Origin of the sequence: Asanoa hainanensis (genome assembly GCF_900188485.1) — a bacterium.
Taxonomy (GTDB): Bacteria; Actinomycetota; Actinomycetes; order Mycobacteriales; family Micromonosporaceae; genus Asanoa; species Asanoa hainanensis.
Genome location: NZ_FZPH01000016.1, coordinates 34,013 through 49,343, shown reverse-complemented (window position 1 = coordinate 49,343; position 15,331 = coordinate 34,013). Strand labels below are relative to the sequence as shown.

13 protein-coding genes are annotated in these 15,331 nt (G+C 72.9%); 6 read left to right on the top strand and 7 right to left on the bottom strand.

The features are described 5' to 3' along the window. The first annotated feature begins 67 nt into the window (after positions 1 to 67). Positions 68 to 1,270 (top strand): glycosyltransferase family 4 protein, encoded by a 1,203-nt coding sequence (locus CHC05_RS31335; protein ID WP_089254239.1) that lies wholly within the window; start codon positions 68 to 70, stop codon positions 1,268 to 1,270. Here the strand turns inward: CHC05_RS31335 and CHC05_RS41765 are convergent. The 5 genes from CHC05_RS41765 to CHC05_RS31315 form a co-directional block, all read right to left on the bottom strand. After that, positions 1,255 to 1,413, bottom strand: a complete 159-nt coding sequence (locus CHC05_RS41765) for a hypothetical protein (protein ID WP_176985296.1) — start codon at positions 1,411 to 1,413, stop codon at positions 1,255 to 1,257. The genes CHC05_RS31335 and CHC05_RS41765 overlap by 16 nt on opposite strands. A gap of 35 nt (positions 1,414 to 1,448) precedes the next feature. Then, positions 1,449 to 3,131 (bottom strand): MmpA family trehalose lipid delivery protein, encoded by a 1,683-nt coding sequence (locus CHC05_RS31330; protein ID WP_089254238.1) that lies wholly within the window; start codon positions 3,129 to 3,131, stop codon positions 1,449 to 1,451. Further along, complete coding sequence (locus tag CHC05_RS31325; RefSeq protein WP_144022861.1) at positions 3,131 to 4,960, bottom strand: hypothetical protein; 1,830 nt, start codon at positions 4,958 to 4,960, stop codon at positions 3,131 to 3,133. The genes CHC05_RS31330 and CHC05_RS31325 overlap by 1 nt, the downstream gene beginning before the upstream one ends. Before the next feature lie 73 nt (positions 4,961 to 5,033). Beyond that, positions 5,034 to 5,258 carry a peptidoglycan-binding domain-containing protein gene (locus CHC05_RS31320; protein ID WP_179266466.1) on the bottom strand — a complete coding sequence of 75 codons (225 nt, stop codon included), beginning with the start codon at positions 5,256 to 5,258 and terminating at the stop codon, positions 5,034 to 5,036. Positions 5,259 to 5,291: 33 nt separating this feature from the next. Further along, positions 5,292 to 5,867, bottom strand: a complete 576-nt coding sequence (locus tag CHC05_RS31315) for a dihydrofolate reductase family protein (RefSeq protein ID WP_089254235.1) — start codon at positions 5,865 to 5,867, stop codon at positions 5,292 to 5,294. Between the two features lie 115 nt (positions 5,868 to 5,982). Between CHC05_RS31315 and CHC05_RS31310 the strand changes: the two genes are divergently transcribed. Both CHC05_RS31310 and CHC05_RS31305 read left to right on the top strand, forming a co-directional pair. After that, positions 5,983 to 6,336 (top strand): response regulator, encoded by a 354-nt coding sequence (locus tag CHC05_RS31310; protein ID WP_089254234.1) that lies wholly within the window; start codon positions 5,983 to 5,985, stop codon positions 6,334 to 6,336. A 6-nt stretch (positions 6,337 to 6,342) separates the two neighbouring features. Further along, positions 6,343 to 7,884 (top strand): ATP-binding protein, encoded by a 1,542-nt coding sequence (locus CHC05_RS31305; protein WP_089254233.1) that lies wholly within the window; start codon positions 6,343 to 6,345, stop codon positions 7,882 to 7,884. Between the two features lie 5 nt (positions 7,885 to 7,889). On the opposite strand, the gene CHC05_RS31300 is transcribed toward CHC05_RS31305, so the two are convergent. Continuing rightward, complete coding sequence (locus CHC05_RS31300) at positions 7,890 to 9,380, bottom strand: TRAP transporter substrate-binding protein (protein ID WP_245871319.1); 1,491 nt, start codon at positions 9,378 to 9,380, stop codon at positions 7,890 to 7,892. Between the two features lie 107 nt (positions 9,381 to 9,487). Between CHC05_RS31300 and CHC05_RS31295 the strand changes: the two genes are divergently transcribed. From CHC05_RS31295 to CHC05_RS31285, 3 genes are all read left to right on the top strand, one after another. Beyond that, the gene (locus tag CHC05_RS31295; protein ID WP_144022860.1) at positions 9,488 to 11,233 is read left to right on the top strand and encodes a sensor histidine kinase; all 1,746 of its coding nucleotides are present in this window, start codon (positions 9,488 to 9,490) and stop codon (positions 11,231 to 11,233) included. After that, complete coding sequence (locus CHC05_RS31290; RefSeq protein WP_089254230.1) at positions 11,224 to 11,868, top strand: response regulator transcription factor; 645 nt, start codon at positions 11,224 to 11,226, stop codon at positions 11,866 to 11,868. The genes CHC05_RS31295 and CHC05_RS31290 overlap by 10 nt, the downstream gene beginning before the upstream one ends. Before the next feature lie 110 nt (positions 11,869 to 11,978). Beyond that, positions 11,979 to 13,814, top strand: a complete 1,836-nt coding sequence (locus tag CHC05_RS31285) for a laminin G domain-containing metallophosphoesterase family protein (RefSeq protein ID WP_089254229.1) — start codon at positions 11,979 to 11,981, stop codon at positions 13,812 to 13,814. A gap of 44 nt (positions 13,815 to 13,858) precedes the next feature. Here CHC05_RS31285 and CHC05_RS31280 read toward each other — a convergent pair whose 3' ends face one another. Continuing rightward, positions 13,859 to 15,292 carry an alpha-amylase gene (locus CHC05_RS31280; RefSeq protein ID WP_089254228.1) on the bottom strand — a complete coding sequence of 478 codons (1,434 nt, stop codon included), beginning with the start codon at positions 15,290 to 15,292 and terminating at the stop codon, positions 13,859 to 13,861. Positions 15,293 to 15,331: the final 39 nt, after the last annotated feature.

The window sequence follows — 15,331 nt, the reverse complement described above, 5'->3', positions numbered from 1 at the left end:
ACCCGACCGCGCCCTAGGGTGACGCGGTCGCGAATATTACTCGCTGGTAGGGGTGGCGGAGTAGACCATGACGGATGCTTTGGCGCCACACCTGGTGTTCCTGAACTGGCGCGATGTGCGCCATCCCGAGGGCGGCGGCTCGGAGGTCTACATCGAGCGGATGGCGGCCGAGCTGGTGTCGCGCGGCTACCGTGTCACGCTTTTTTGCCAGGCACACGGTAGCGCTCAGGCGCGTGAGGTCAAGACCGACGGCGTTGCGATCGTGCGTCAGGGCGGCCGGCACACGGTCTACCTGCGCGCCGCACTCGCGTACCTGGCCGGTGTTTTCGGCTTCGGACCCTTGTCCCGCCGGGGTTTCGGGCGTCCCGACCTGATCGTCGACGTCTGCAACGGCCTGCCGTTCCTGAGCCCGCTCTACTCCCGCCGGCCGGTGGTCACGCTGGTCCACCACGTGCACCGCGAGCAGTGGCCGGTGGTCTTCGGCCCGGTCGTGTCCCGGATCGGCTGGTGGGTCGAGTCGCGGCTGGCGGTGCGCGTCTACCGGAACCGGCGCTACGTCACGGTTTCCCCGACCAGCCGCCGCGAGCTCGTCGAGCTCGGCGTGGACCCGGAGCTGATCCGGGTCGTGCACAACGGGACCCCGGAGGCCTCCGGTCCGCCCGCCCCGCGCACCGCGCACCCGAGCCTGCTGGTGCTGGGGCGCCTGGTGCCGCACAAGCGGATCGAGCTGGCGCTGCGGGTGACCGCGCTGCTCTCGCCGGAGCTGCCCGACCTGGAGCTCGTCGTCGCCGGCCGCGGCTGGTGGGAGGAGCCGCTGCGGGAGCTCGCCGGCGATCTCGGCATCGAGGACCGGGTGCGGTTCACCGGCTTCGTCACCGACGAGCACAAGCACGAGCTCCTCTGCCGTTCGTGGCTGTCGTTGGTGCCCTCGCTCAAGGAGGGCTGGGGACTGACCATTGTGGAGGCCGGCGCGCACGGCACCCCGGGGGTGGCGTTCCGGTCGGCCGGCGGGGTCGCCGACGCGATCGTCGACGGGGAGACCGGGATCCTCGTGCACGACGAGGTCGACTTCCTGCGCGCCGTGCGCCGGCTGCTGCGCGACCCGGAACGGCGGTCGGAGCTGGGTGTGGCGGCGCAGAAGCACGCGCAACAGTTCACCTGGGCGGCCTCGGGTGAGGCCTTCGCGGGGGTGATCGCCGAGCAGTTACGGGCCGGTGCTGCCGGCGTGCCGGGGGCGAGCCCCCGGCCGCACGGTCAGCGGGTGCCGTAAATGGTCGCCGCCGGGTTGTCGTCGGACTGGTTCGCGACGGTGTCGGCCGAAGGACTGATCTGGCCGATCGTCGCGATGATGCCGATGAGACCCAACGTCGCACCGAGGACGGCGGCGACGACGAACGTGGCCAACCGGGCCATAGATACCCCTCCTCGACGTACTGCGTGGCGGGACGTTACCACGCGGTAGGTCTGCGGCGCAGCACCAGAATCGCGGCGAAGACGATCACGAGCGCGGCGAACAGGTGCGCGGCCACGGCTGGCCACCGTCGATGGCTTGCGACGGCCGTCGCGGCGGCGGACGGGTTCTCCCACAACGCCAGGTGCTGCCCCGAGAACACCGGCCGCAGGCCGGTCAGGACGGCCGGCGGCACCGCGACGCCGGACTCCTGCCGGACCAGCACCCACCGCATGCCGAGCGGCGCGACCGGTTGACCCGTGTCGAGCAGCCGCCGCACCTCGGCCGCTCGTGGGCTCTCCCCGTCGACCGTGACCGGACCGACCTGGAGCTCGTCGTTGATCAGCACCGGGGCGGCCAGGTAGCGCGGTGCCGGGTCCCGCACGATCACGCCCCGGTTCCAGGCGTAGCTCTGGTAGCCGTAGAACGGCAACGAGAGCACCTCGCCGGGTGCCGCTTTCACCTGGGTCGCCACGGTGTCCCAGTCCGCCGGGTACCGCACCGGGCGTAGCTGGCCGGCGGCGCCGAACGCGAGGTCCGGCAGGATGGCCACCGGCAGCAGCAGGGCGGCGACGAGCACGACGCGGCCGGCGTTGGCGTCCAGGCGCACGGCGAGGCGGTCGGCCAGCACCTCGGCACCGAGGCCGGCCAGGACCGCGAGCAGGACGGCGTACGGGATGAGGAACTTCTGGCTGTCGCGCAGCAGGCCCGCGCCGGGGATGTCGACCACCAGCCATTCCATGACCCGCGCGCCGGGGCCGATGCTGGCGGCGGCCAGGACGAACGATCCGGCGGCCAACACGGCGAGGCGGACCGTGCCGTCGGGCCACCGCTGCCGCAGGGTTCGCCAGCCGGCGGCGGCCAGGGCCAGCAGGAGCGCCGTCGCGAACGGCGCGAGCACCGAGGATCGGCTGCCCGGCACGGTTTGCGCGTTCCAGATGCCGCCGGTGCCGGCCAGCGCGCCCAGGGCGCCGCTCCAGTTCTCGGCGCGGGCGGCGAAGGCGCCGACGCCGTCGGGGTCGGAGGTGCCGCCCGCGGTGCTGGTCGCGGTGGCCACCACCCACGGCGCGCACAGGGCGGCGGTGGCGGCGATCGCCGCGAGGCCCGCCCGCAACGGCACCAGGACCGCGACGGTGGCCAGGGCGATCAGGCCGCCGGTCGGGGTGACCGCGGCCGGGGCCGCCGCGAGCACGAGGCGAGCGAGGGCGCGAGGCCGGTCCGGTGCGGTGCGGAGGTCCAGTGCGGCGGCCACGAGCCAGGGGAGGGCGGCGTAGGCGAGCAGCAGGCCCCACTGGCCGAGCAGCAGCCGTTCGGCCAGGTACGGGGTCCAGGCGTACGCCAGCGCGGCGACCAGCCGGGGCAGGGTCCGCTGGGTGGGCACGAGCCGGGCCATGCCGAGCGCCGCGAAGTAGACGATCGCCGCGAGGACGAGCCGTTGCAGCGCCCAGCCCGGCACGGCGAGGTTGGCCAGCGACACGAGCGCGTCCAGCGGCACCGCGCGGGGCAGCGCGTCGGCCGGCGCGAACAGGTCGGCGGTCATGGGCTGCCGGGGCACGAACACCATGTCGTAGCGCAGCACGTAGCCGGGCAGGACGAGCGGCGCCAGCACCACCACGGTGATCGCGGCGGCGGCCAGCCGTTCGGGCCAGCCGGGCCAGCCGGGCCAGTGCCTGAGCCGCATCAGCCGGCCGGCTGCGGCACGACCGAGCCGACGTCGATCTCGTTGGTGCAGATGTTGGCGGCCGGGTCGCCCAGCTTCATGGTCAGCTCGGAGCCGCCACCGTCGAGCAGCAGGAAGATGGCGTTCAGGCCGCGGTGCACGTCGAACTGGTGCTCGTGGCCGGCGCCGAGGCGCACCGTGGCGGTGGCGTCGCGGTCGCTGATGTAGGCGATCCGGGCGGCGTACCAGTAGTCACCGACGCTCTTCTCCAGGCGCAGCGTGGTCGGCTGGTCGCCGGTCACCCGGTAGCCGCACCCCTGCTCCGGGCCGGGCGCGCCGTGCGTGCCCGCGACCCAGGCGGGTCGGATGTGCCCGGCCTGGTCGAAGATCCACAGGTTGCGGGCCTGGGTGACGAAGGTCGGGTCCTGGTCGAGGGGGGCGAAGAACCGGGACTGCAGGTTGTACGGCGCCGACAGCGGCCCGACGACCGCCTCTGGCACCGGCTGGTCCATGAACACCGTGCCGGGCGCCGCGGCGGCGAGGTCGGCCCGGGCGGTGTTGAGGTAGTCGCGGCCGGCCTTGATCGCCCAGTCGTCCCCGTACCCCTGGCCGCTCCAGAAGCAGCTCACCAGAAACAGGATCGCGACCGGTGGGACGAGGTAGCCGAACACCGGCCGCCACTGGGGCTGTTTCTGGGGTTGTTCGGCTTCGGACTTCAGTCCGCACAGCGCGACGCCCAGGCAGATGGCGGCGACCACCGCGACCTCGCCGACGTAGCGGGGCACCGCGCCGGCCACGCCGCTGAACACCGAGCCGAGCCGGGTCGCGCCGAGCAGGGCCGCGTCCAGCGCGACGTAGCTGAGCAGCAGCAGCCAGGCCCGGGTGGCCAGGCTGCCGCGCAGCACGACGGTCAGCGCGACCAGCGCCGCGAACACCGCCAGGGCGACCCAGGTGGCGGCCTCGGGCGGCGCGGTCAGCGGGGCGCCGTCGGCACCGTCGAGCCAGCGCCACGGGCCGCCGAGCAGGCCCGGGATGACCGTGAAGGTGGTGAGCTGGCGCAGGAAGGTGAAGACCTCGTTGGCGGAGGCCGGCTGGCGCAGCGACGAGGTGGCCTGCGACAGGTAGAGCGCCAGGAAGAGCAGCGACACGACCGTCAGCGTCAGCCAGGCCGGCCACCACCGGCGGGCGGCGCCGACGACGGCCCGGACCGGACCGCCGGGGCTGTAGACGAAGACGGCGAAAAGCGCAACGAATGCGACGATCAGCAGCGACTTCTCGAAGAACACCAGGCCGAGCACGATCGCCGCGGCCAGGGTCACCAGGTGCCGGCGCCCGCCGCCGCGTTGGTAGCGGACGAACGCGCCGGTCGCGAGCACCATCGCGAGCTGCATCGGCAGCACGTTGACGGCGACCGCCCACCACGAGCTGGCCTCCAGCGTCAGCGGGGTGAACAGGAACAGCGCGAGCGGGGCCAGCAGCAGCGGGCCGTTCGGCAGCATCAGCAGCAGCAGCCGGTAGAGGAGGACGCTGACCAGCGCCTGGGCGGCCAACATCAGCGTGGCGTACGGCCAGTACTGGAACTCGGTCAACCGGTGCACGACCCAGGTCAGCAACTGCCCGGCCGGCATGAAGTGGTTGTTGAACAGCGTCAGCAGGTAGTCCGGCCCGATGCTCGCGGCGTCGGCCCGCGACAGCAGCGGGAAGTCGTCGAACGTCAGGTAGCCCCGGCTGGTGATGCTGGCCCGCCAGAGCAGGCTGACCGTGATCAGCCCGGCGGCCAGCACGTGCAGCGGGACGCGCAGGCCCGGGCCGGCCGGCGGGTTCACTGGTGACGAGGGGGTGCCTGACATGCAGGGCACCTTAGCGGCAATCGGCCGGTGCTGGCGGGCTGCCTTCGCGGCGGCCCGCCAGCGGAGGCTCCGGTCAGAGCTGGCCGCAGGTGCCCGCGCCCTGCTCGGTGCGCAGGCCGTGGTGCGACAGGTTCTGGCGGCTCTGCGGACCGTAGGCCCCGTCGGCGCTGATGCCGTGCGACCGCTGCGCCTTCACCAGGGCGTCGCGGGTCTTGCTGCCGAAGTCACCGTCGGCCACGAGCTGGGCGCCGATGATGTTCCAGTAGCAGTTGTCCAACGACTCCTGGAGGATCCGCACTCTATCGCAGGCATTCAGCTCTGGTGATCCCTTTTACGCGGTGGTCCGATACGTCGCGATCAGCACGCCGGTGGTGGTCGGGATCGCCTCGACCAGCTCCATTGTGGTCGGTTTCGCGGCGAACAGTGTGGTGCCCTGGCCGACCGTCAGCGGGTGGATGGACAGCGTGAGCACGTCGACGAGGCCGGCCTCGAGCAACGAGCGCACCAGCACGCCGCTGCCGAGCACCACGAGGTCGCCTTCTTTCTTCAACGCGGCCACCGCGGCGGACACGTCGCCGCGCAGCAGCGTCGAGTTCTGCCAGGGCAGCGGCTCGGCCAGGGTCCGCGAGGCCACGTACTTCTGCCGGCGGTTGAGCACCTCGGTGTAGGGGTTGCCGTCGGTCCGGTCGGCCCAGACGCCGTGGAAATGCGCGTAGGTGCGCCGGCCGAGCAACAGGGAGCCGTCGCCCCGCATCCCCTTGCCCATGGTCTCGGCCATCACCCGATCCATGTAGGGGACCGCCCAGCCACCCCGCGTGAACCCGCCCCGGGTGTCCTCGTCGGCGGCGGCGGGCGCCTGCATGACCCCGTCGAGCGTCACGTTCTCGACCACGACGACCTTGCCCATGATGTCTCCTCTGCCGGTTGACCTTCCACCAGCTATACGAACGAGCCATCCCAGAATCGACAGACCTGTGGCTGGCCACAGTGGCAGGAGAGGAACATCGTGCGACCATCGGCCGATGGGGCGGACGGTGCTGATCGTGGACGACCACGAGGAGTTCCGGACGTCCGCCCGCGCCGTGCTCGAGGCCGAGGGCTTCGAGGTGGTCGGCGAGGTCGCGACCGGTGGCGGCGTGGTCGAGGCCGTCACGCGGCTCCGCCCAGGCGTGGTGCTGCTCGACATCCGGCTGCCGGACGTCGACGGGTTCGCCGTGGCCGCACTGCTGGCCGGGCTCGCCAGCCCGCCCGAGGTGGTCCTGGTGTCCAGCCGCGATGCGGTGGTGTGGGGAGCCCGGCTGCGGGACAGCCCGGCCCGGGGTTTCCTCCCCAAGAGTGACCTGTCGGGTGCGGCGCTCCGCCGCCTGCTCGCGTAGGCCGACGTGCGCCGGCGGGTCGCCCAGGCAGCGGTCGGGTTGGCTGCCGTCGGGTTCGGCCTGGTCTCCGAGCGGGTGGCGTACGGCTGGGACCGCCCGCTGCACTGGTTGCCCGACCTGGCGGTCGGCCTGGTCTGCGTCGGCGCCGGTCTGGCGGCCTGGCACCGCTGGCGCGGCGCGGCCGTGCTGCTCGTGCTGACCGGGTTCACCTGGTTCGCGGGCAACCTCGCCCCGGCCCTGCTCTTCTGGCATCGCGGGCTGATCGCGCACGCCCTGATCGCCTGTCCGGGCTGGCGGCCGCGCTCGTGGGTCGGGACGGTCGCGATCGGGCTCGGCTACGTGGCCTCAGTGACCCCGGTGTGGCAGAGCGAGCTCGCGGCGCTCACCCTCCCGGCGATGCTGGTGGCCGCGGTCGGGGTGGAGTACGCACGCCGGACCGGGCCGGCCCGCCGGCCCGCCCGGGTCGCGCTCCGGGCAGCCACGGTGCTGGCCGCGGTGCTGGTGGCCGGCGCCGCCGCGCGCCTGATGGTGCCGGCCGGCGACGCGGTCGTCCCGGCCCTGCTGGCCTACGAGGCGACGCTGGCCGCGGTCGCCGTCGTGCTCGCGGCGGCTCCGCACCGGACCCCGGCCGGGCAGGTCACCGACCTGGTGGTGGAGCTCGGCGCGGCCCCGCCCGACACCCTGCGCGACGAGTTGGCGCGGCTGCTCGGCGACCCCGGACTCCAGATCGGCTACTGGTCGGCCGCGACGGGCGGTTACCTGGATGCCGCCGGTGCGCGGATGGCTGCACCGCGCGATCGACGGGTCGCGACCCGGGTCGGCCGGGGCGATGAGCCGTTCGCAGTGGTCGTCCACGACCGGGCGGTTCTCGAGGATCCGGCACTGGTCGACGCGGTCGCCGCCGCGACGCGGCTGACCGGCTCCCACGACGCGCTGCGCGACGAGGTGCGGGCGCTGCTGACGGAGCTGGAGGAATCCCGCCGGCGCCTGGTGATCGCCGGAGACGAAGCGCGGAGAGGGCTCGAGCGTCGGCTCCACGACGGTCCGTTGCGGCGGCTCGAGCGGCTGTACGAGACCCTTCCTGGATCGGCCGGTGGACATCTCGATCGGGTGGCGGAGCAGCTCGCGAACACGGTGGCGGAGCTGCGCGAGCTGGCCCGGGGCCTGCACCCGCGCGAGCTGGCCGACGGGCTCGCGGTCGCGCTCGCCGGCCTCGCCGACCGCAGCCCGGTGCCGGTCCGGGTGTCCGCACCGGACGGGCGTTTCCCCGCCGAGCTGGAGATCGCGGTCTGGTACGTGTGCGCCGAGGCACTGGCCAACGCGGCCAAGCACGCCGGGGCCGCCGGCGCCTCGGTCGAGGTCCGGCGGGACGGGGCGCTGCTCGTCGTGCGGATCAGTGACGACGGCCGGGGCGGCGCCGACCCGGCGCTGGGCACCGGGCTGCGCGGGTTGGCGGACCGGGTGGAGGCTCTGGGTGGCAGGCTCGTCGTCGAGTCCGCCGCGGGCAGCGGCACCCGGCTGACCGCCGAGCTGCCGCTGCCCACGTAGCGTCGTCAGCCGATCCGGGTCCACGGCTTGCCGCCGAAGAGGACCGCGAAGTAGTCCTGGTCGCCGGCGAACTGTCCGACGGCGCGAATGTCGCTCAGGACGAGCTCCCGGTCGCTGACCTTCCACGCGGCCGAGAAATGCTCCTTGTCCCAGTCGGCGGCGCCACCGCACTCCCACTGTGGTCCGCTACCGGAGATGATGGAGACGCGCGCACCGGAGACCCGGTACCGGCCGACGCAGTTGAAGGCGCCCGCCCAGTTCCACACCAGACGGCCGTCGTCGAACATCAGCGTGAGAATGCCGGCGTTCTCCGCGGCCTCCTGCTGTTGCTGGCCGGCGGCGACGAGCTCCTTGACAGTCCACTCCAGACGGTAGACGCCGTTGAGCGCGGTCAGATCGCCACCGTCGCCCTCCGTGGCTGTCGGTTGCGGGTGGGCACCGGTGCACGCGGCGGGGATCGGCAGGGCGCTGGCGGACGTGGCTCGCTTGAGCTGCTCGATCCGTTCCAGGTACGCGGCTGTCGGCGGGTCCCGGCGCAGCTCCGTGTAGACCGGCCGCACCGCGGTGCGCAGCGCGTCGAGCTGCGCCGGCGAGGCGGTGGCGAGCCGGGCGCCCCCTTGGCAGATGTCGGTGAGGACGTCGCCGTCCAGGTCGACGAGGTCACTGGACCGGGCGGCGGCGTCCGCGGCCGCCTCGCGGAGCCACCGTTGCTGCTCGGCCGAGAGCCCGGCGAGGCGGTCCGGGTTGACCAGCAGCACCGTGGTCTCCGGCCACAGCACCACGTTGGCGGCCACGTGCGGCGCGACCGCCTGCAAGCCGTTCTTGCCGTAGATCAGCAGGTTGTTCTCGAAACCGTGGATCTCGCCTGACGCCAGTCCCTCGTCCCGGTCCTGAGGGCCGGCGTCGGTCGGCGTCGCACCCAGCGCCCGGATCGTCGCGCTCTGGCCGGCCGACCGGAAGGTCTGGATCGTGCGCCCGGACCAGTCCGCCGGGCCGAGCAGCGGTGCCTTCACCGCGATCGGCCGGCGCAGCCCACCAGCCAGGACGGCGAGCCCGGTGACCCCGGCCGGCTCCAGCCCGTCGAGCATCTGGCCCGGCAGGTCGCTGTCGACCACGGCCTGCTGCAACGGGTAGCTGTCGACCAGCAGCGGTGCGGTCAAGGCCCGCAGACTGGTCACGCCGAGGGTGTCGAACACCCTGGTGCCCGTCCAGGCGAGGTCGACGGTGCCGTCCGCGGTCGCCCGCACCACCTGTTGTTCGGCGTCAGGCGCGAGCTGTCCCCACTCGTGCGTGACCTCCACCCGCAGCAGCTTTCCGGAGCGCTCCTGCACCTGTCGCACGAAGTACGCCACCGCGGGCTCGTAGTCGAGGTGCGCGTACGGGTTGGCCATCCGCAGCGTGACCGGCTCACCCCCGCCACCCGCCTTGGTGCCGCCCGAGCCCGTGCAACCCGTCGTCGCCAGCGCCGCCGCCACCGCGACGGCCACCATCCGCATCGTCCTCACGACCTTCTCCTCTCGGTGCGATCTGGTGCCAGCGACCGTATGGAGAGCGGGCGGGGTCACACATCCGAGCCAGCCGCAATGCCGGAACGACGCCCACCGTGCCAGCATGGGCCATGCGGTGGCGCACGCACGCCGAGCTCGCCCTGCCCGTGGTGGCGGGCGCCTACGCCGTGGCCGTCGTGGCGGCGCTGCCGACGCCGGGGGAGCCGGTGACCAGCTACGCCGCGGTCGGCATCGGCCCGGCCGCGGTCTTCGTGATCGCCGGCGCGGGCCTGGTCGCGGCGGGAGCGGCAGTGTGGCGGCAGCGGCCGGCCGTGCCGACGGGGCCGCTCGCGATCGCGGCGGGGGTGGCCTGGCTGGCGCCGGCCTGGGTCGGCTGGACCGGCGGACCGACGGTCGCCCGAAGTGTCGGCGCGGTCCTGGCGCCGTTGCTGCTGCCGGCCATCGCCCACCTGGTGCTCGCGTCGGCCGGACCGCCCCGTCGACTCGCCCGGCTTGTGGTCACGGTCGCCTGGGCGACGACAGGAGCGATCGCGCTCGGGCTCGCCACACTCCGCGACCCGTTGTACGACCTGCGCTGCTGGAGCGACTGCGCCGCCGACAACGTCTTCCTTGCCGCCCCGGACATCGCGGCCGCCCAGAGTCTGGGCCGCGCGTGGCTGTGGTTCGCGGTCGCCGCCGGCGCCCAGCTCGCACTCTGGGCACTGTGGACTCTGCTGACCGCGACGCCGGCCGGCCGAGCCGCCGCGGGGCCCATCCTGGCGCCGGCGGGTGCCGCCGCGGCAGCCGAGGCGGCGTACGCGGGTGGCCTGCTGTGGCACGCGGACGCGTTGCGCGTCGACCCGACCGAACCGGCGTACCCCGCGCTCCTCGCGCTCTTCCTGGCCCGGGGGCTCGCGCTGGCCGCACTGGCCGCCGGACTGGGCGTGACCGTGTGGCGCCGCCGGCGCCGCCGGGCGGCGGTCGCGCGGCTGGCCGCCGAGCTCGGCGCGTCGCCGCGACCGGGGACGCTGCGGGCGGCGCTGGCGTCGTCGCTCGGCGACCGCACGCTCGAGGTCGGCTACTGGCTGCCCAGCGGGCGGCACTGGGTCGACGCGACCGGGCGGCGGCTGCCGCCACCGGCGCCGGGCCGGGGCACGACGACGATCCGGCGCGGTGGGCTGCCGGTGGCAGTCGTCCGGCACGACCCGGCCCTGACCGGCAGCCCCGAGTTGACCGCCCAGATCGGCTCGGCGGCCCGGCTGGCGATCGACAACGAACGGCTGCGGGCGTGGACTCTGGCCCACCTCGAGCAGGTGCGCGCGTCGCGGACCCGGATCGTCGTCGCCGCCGACACCGCTCGTCGCCGACTCGAGCGGGACCTGCACGACGGTGCCCAGCAGCGGCTGCTCGCCGTCAGCTACGAGTTGCGGCTGGCGCGGGCGCAGGCCGACGGGTCGCTCACGGCGACTCTCGACCAGGCGGCGGACGCGGTGCGAGCGACGATCGCGGAACTGCGCGAGCTGGCGCACGGGATCTTCCCGGCGATCCTCGACGAGGGCGGGCTGGAGCCGGCCCTGCGCACCCTCGCGGACACCGCGGCAGCACCCATCACTGTGGCCGGCGTTCCGGCCGAGCGTCTCCCCGGAGACGTGGAACGGGCTGCCTACCTGGTCGTTGCCGCGGCGGCCGACCACGGCGCCGAACTCCGGGTCACGCTGCGCCGACGGGCCGGATGGCTGGCCGTCGACGTGGTCGGCGCGGCCGACGATCCGTACCTCCACCTGGCGGACCGGGTCGGCGCGTTGGGTGGCACGCTGACCTGTGCCGCCGGGCGCCTACACGCGGAGCTCCCATGCGGGTAGTGGTCGCCGACGACACGATGCTGACCCGGGAGGGCATCGTCCGGCTGCTGACGGACGCCGGCATCGAGGTGGCCGCGCAGGCGCAGGACGGGCAGAACCTGCTCAGCGCTGTCCGGACCATGCGCCCGGACGCCGCGGTGATCGACATCAGGATGCCACCGACCTGGACGGACGAGGGTCTGGTCGCGGCGGCCCGGATCCGCGCCGAGGACCCGACGGTGGCGGTTCTCGTCCTGTCGCAGTACCTGGAGTCGAGCTACGCCACGCGGCTGATCAAGGAGCGCCCCGAGCGGGCGGGCTACCTGCTCAAGGAACGCGTCTTCGACGGCGCGGTCCTGGTGGACGCGCTGCGCCGGCTGACCGGCGGCGAGACCGTGGTCGACCCGACCATCGTGGCCCGGCTGGTCGGCCGCCGCCGCCCGCCGGGTCCGCTCGACCGGCTCAGCGACCGTGAGCGTGCGGTGCTGGGGCTGGTGGCCGAGGGATTGTCCAACCGCGCGATCGCCGCGCGCCTGTTCGTCACGGAACGCACCGTCGAGGCGCACGTGACCGCGGTCCTGGGCAAGCTCGGCCTGCCGCATGACCCACACACCCACCGGCGGGTCCTGGCCGTCCTGGCCTACCTGCAGGGATAGCCGGCACCGAGGTTCACCCCGTATTCGGTCGGCGTTCGTGCGCTCCGGTGATCTTGTTCGCGGTTCTCGCGCCTACTGGGCCCGGATCAACAGCGAGCGAGGAGTGACCAATGGGAGAGACACCGAGCCGGCGTACGTTCCTGGCCGGCGCCGGTCTGGTGGGTGCGGGTCTGGTGGGCGGGGCCGCCCTGGCGCCGACGGCGGCGAGCGCGCACGGCGCCGGCAGGCGATTGGACCTGGAGCACCCGAGGTTCACCCTCGCCGTCATCCCCGACACCCAGTACCTGTTCGACACCGACCGGGGTGACTCGGCGCCGTTGACCGCGACGTTGCGCTGGATCCAGGACCACCAGGCCGACGAGAACATCGTCTTCACCGCCCACCTCGGCGACATCGTCGAGAACGCGCTGGCGTCCGAGCTGACCGACGCGGGCCAGGTCTTCGAGATCTTCGACAAGCGGCGTACGCCGTACAGCGTGCTCGCCGGCAACCACGACATCAACGCGAGCACGACCGACCAGCGCGGGCCCAGCCCGTACCTGGACGTGTTCGGTCCGCAGCGGTTCCGGCCGTTGACCACCTACCGAGGCGCGACGCCGGACGGCTACAACACCTACCACGTGTTCCGGGCGGCCGGCCGCGAATGGCTGGTGTTCGCGCTGGACTGGCGGCCGTCGGACGCGACCCTGGCGTGGGCGAAGAACGTGCTGAAGGCGCACCCGCGTACCCCCGTCATCCTCACCACCCACGACCTGGCCTTCGCGGGCGACGGCGGGGCCGCGGTGTTGTCGGACCACGGCCGGCGGCTCTGGGACGGGCTCATCGACGAGAGCGACCAGATCTTCCTGACCCTCAACGGCCACTACTGGCCGCCGGCGTCGACGGTGCTGCGCAACGCGGCGGGTCGGGACGTGCACGTGCACATCACGAACTACCAGGACCGCTACTACGGCGGCGGCGCGATGCTGCGGCTGTACCACTTCGACCTGGCCCGCAACACGATCGACGTCGAGACGATCTCGCCGTGGATCCTCGGCCAGGAGCCGGCGAAGCGCAACGAGCTCGAGCAGCGCGAGCTCGAGCTGACCGACGCGACCAACCGGTTCAGCATGCCGATCGACTTCGCGGCGCGGTTCGCCGGCTTCGCGCCGGTGGCGCCGCGTCCGCCGCGCGGCCCGGCGGCGGTGCTGACCAAGGGCACGGTGGCGTACTGGCGGTTCGACCAGGGCCGCGCCGACGGCACGGCGGTCCCGGACGGCTTCCGGATCATGGACCTGTCGGGCCAGGGCAACCACCTGGAGCGGGTAACGATCCCGGGCAGCGCGCCGTCGACGGTGCGGTGGTCGGACGAGCACGACAGCGACCAGCCGGCGCACGCCAGCCTCTTCTTCGACGGGGGGAAGAAGCCGGCGCGCGGCGGCTACCTGCGCACGATTTCGGGTGCTCCGTTGAACGACGCGACGTTCGCGAACGGCTACACGATCGAGGCGTTCGTGAAGCTGCCGTCCGACGTGCGCTCCACGAACCACGCCTGGATGAGCATCGTGAGCCGCTTCGGTGCGGGCGCCGACGCGGGCAAGACCGGCGACGACCCGGCCGAGCCGATCGCCACCCTGGGCATGTCGGACGGCATGGCGTTGCAGTGGGCGATGTACCCGACCAACCGCGACGCGATGTCGACCAACTGGGGCCACGAGATGCGCGCGGGGGAGTGGTTCCACGTCGCGGTGGTCAACGACGGCCGCCTGACCACGCTGTACGTCGACGGCGCGGAACTGCTGCGCAACCCGTCGACCCCGGCCAAGGGCATCGCCACCTCGCACGAGCCGTGGTTCGTGGGCGCGTACCACTACAACCGGATCGTGGAGAGCGGCTTCTACGGCTGGATCGGCGACGTCAGGATCGTCGACCGGGCCCTGCCCGTCGACAAGTTCCTGCGCGCCTGACCGGAGCCGCGGGGTCCGTGGTGCCGGCCGCGGACCCCGCCTGGTCACGGCAGCTTCGCGCCGATGTGCAGGGCCACGGCGTCGTGGGCCGCGATGTTGGCGGTGAACCAGCCGCCGCTGCCGACGGTGATCACCGGGCCCGTGCAGGTGCTGCCGGTGCGTTCGCCATGGATGACGTCGCAGTAGCGGCCCGCGGGTAGGTCCGAGTCGTACGAGCGGCCGTTGATCGCCCCGTCCTCGTCGTTGATGGTCAAATAGCCTGCCGTGCCGCGGCCGAACGCGATGTGGTTGTTGCCGTTGTCGTACCAGTTGACGACCGCGGTGCCGTTGACCGCGTTGCGGAAACCGACCATGTTGGCGATCACCTGCCAGCGGTGCTCGCAGCGCCAGCCGCCGGTGAAGCAGGTGGCGTTGTTGGTCAGGCCGGCGCTGTTCGACGGCGGGCCCTGGTCGCGGTTGCTGAACTCGTAGCTGGACATGACCGTCGGCGACCCGTACGGCCAGGCCAGCATGAACGCGTTGGCCAGGGCGTAGATGCCGTTGTCGCGGTAGGTCAGCACGCCGGCGACGTCGCGCTGCGTGTCGTGGTTGTCGACGAACACCGCCGCGGACCCGGACGGCAGATAACCCCAGGCAACCCCGAAGTCGCGCAGGTACGCGAGGCGCTCCGACCGGAACATCCGGGCCAGGTCCTTGCCGTAGCGGAACTCGTGCACGTCGCCGTTGCCCGTGTATTCACTGGGCGTGATCGGCTCGCCGGCACCGAAGATGACCTCCTGCACCATGTACGCGCTCCGGGACAGCCGCGACTTGATGTTGGCGATGTCGGCCGCCGGCATGTGCTTGCTCGCGTCCATCCGGAACCCGTCGACGCCGAGGCTGAGCAGGTCGTTGAGGTACGCCGCGAGCCGCCCCCGCACGTACGACGCGCCGGTGTCCAGGTCCGCCAGGTTGACCAGCTCGCAGTTCTGCACCTCGTACCGGTCGCCGTAGTTCTGGATGTCGTCGTTGCCGTTGCGGCCGCAGTGGTGGAAGTCCTGCACCTGGTAGGTGCCCGGATAGTCGTAGTGGCTCCAGGCCGAGCCGGCCCAACCCGGGCCCGTCTTGTCCTGGTTGGCCATGTGGTTGACGACCGCGTCGACGATCACCTTGACCCCGGCGGCGTGACACGTGTTGACCATGCTGGCGAACTGCGTCCGGGTGCCCTTGCGCGACTCGATCCGGTAGCTGACCGGCTGGTAGGCGACCCACCATTCCTGGCCGCGCACGTGCTCCTGCGGGGGAGAGACCTGGACGTAGCCGTAGCCGCGGGGGCCGAGGAAATTCGTGCACTCGGCGGCGACGGAGGTCCAGTTCCATTCGAACAGGTTCGCGATGACCTGCTTCGGCCCGGCGGGTGCCGCGCTGGCCGTTGTCGGGGCTGTTAGCAGCGACGATGCCAGGACCAGGGCCGCCACCGCGTACGCCAACCGTCTCATCGCCAACCTCCACGTATCGACAGCCGCCAGTGTGGGTGG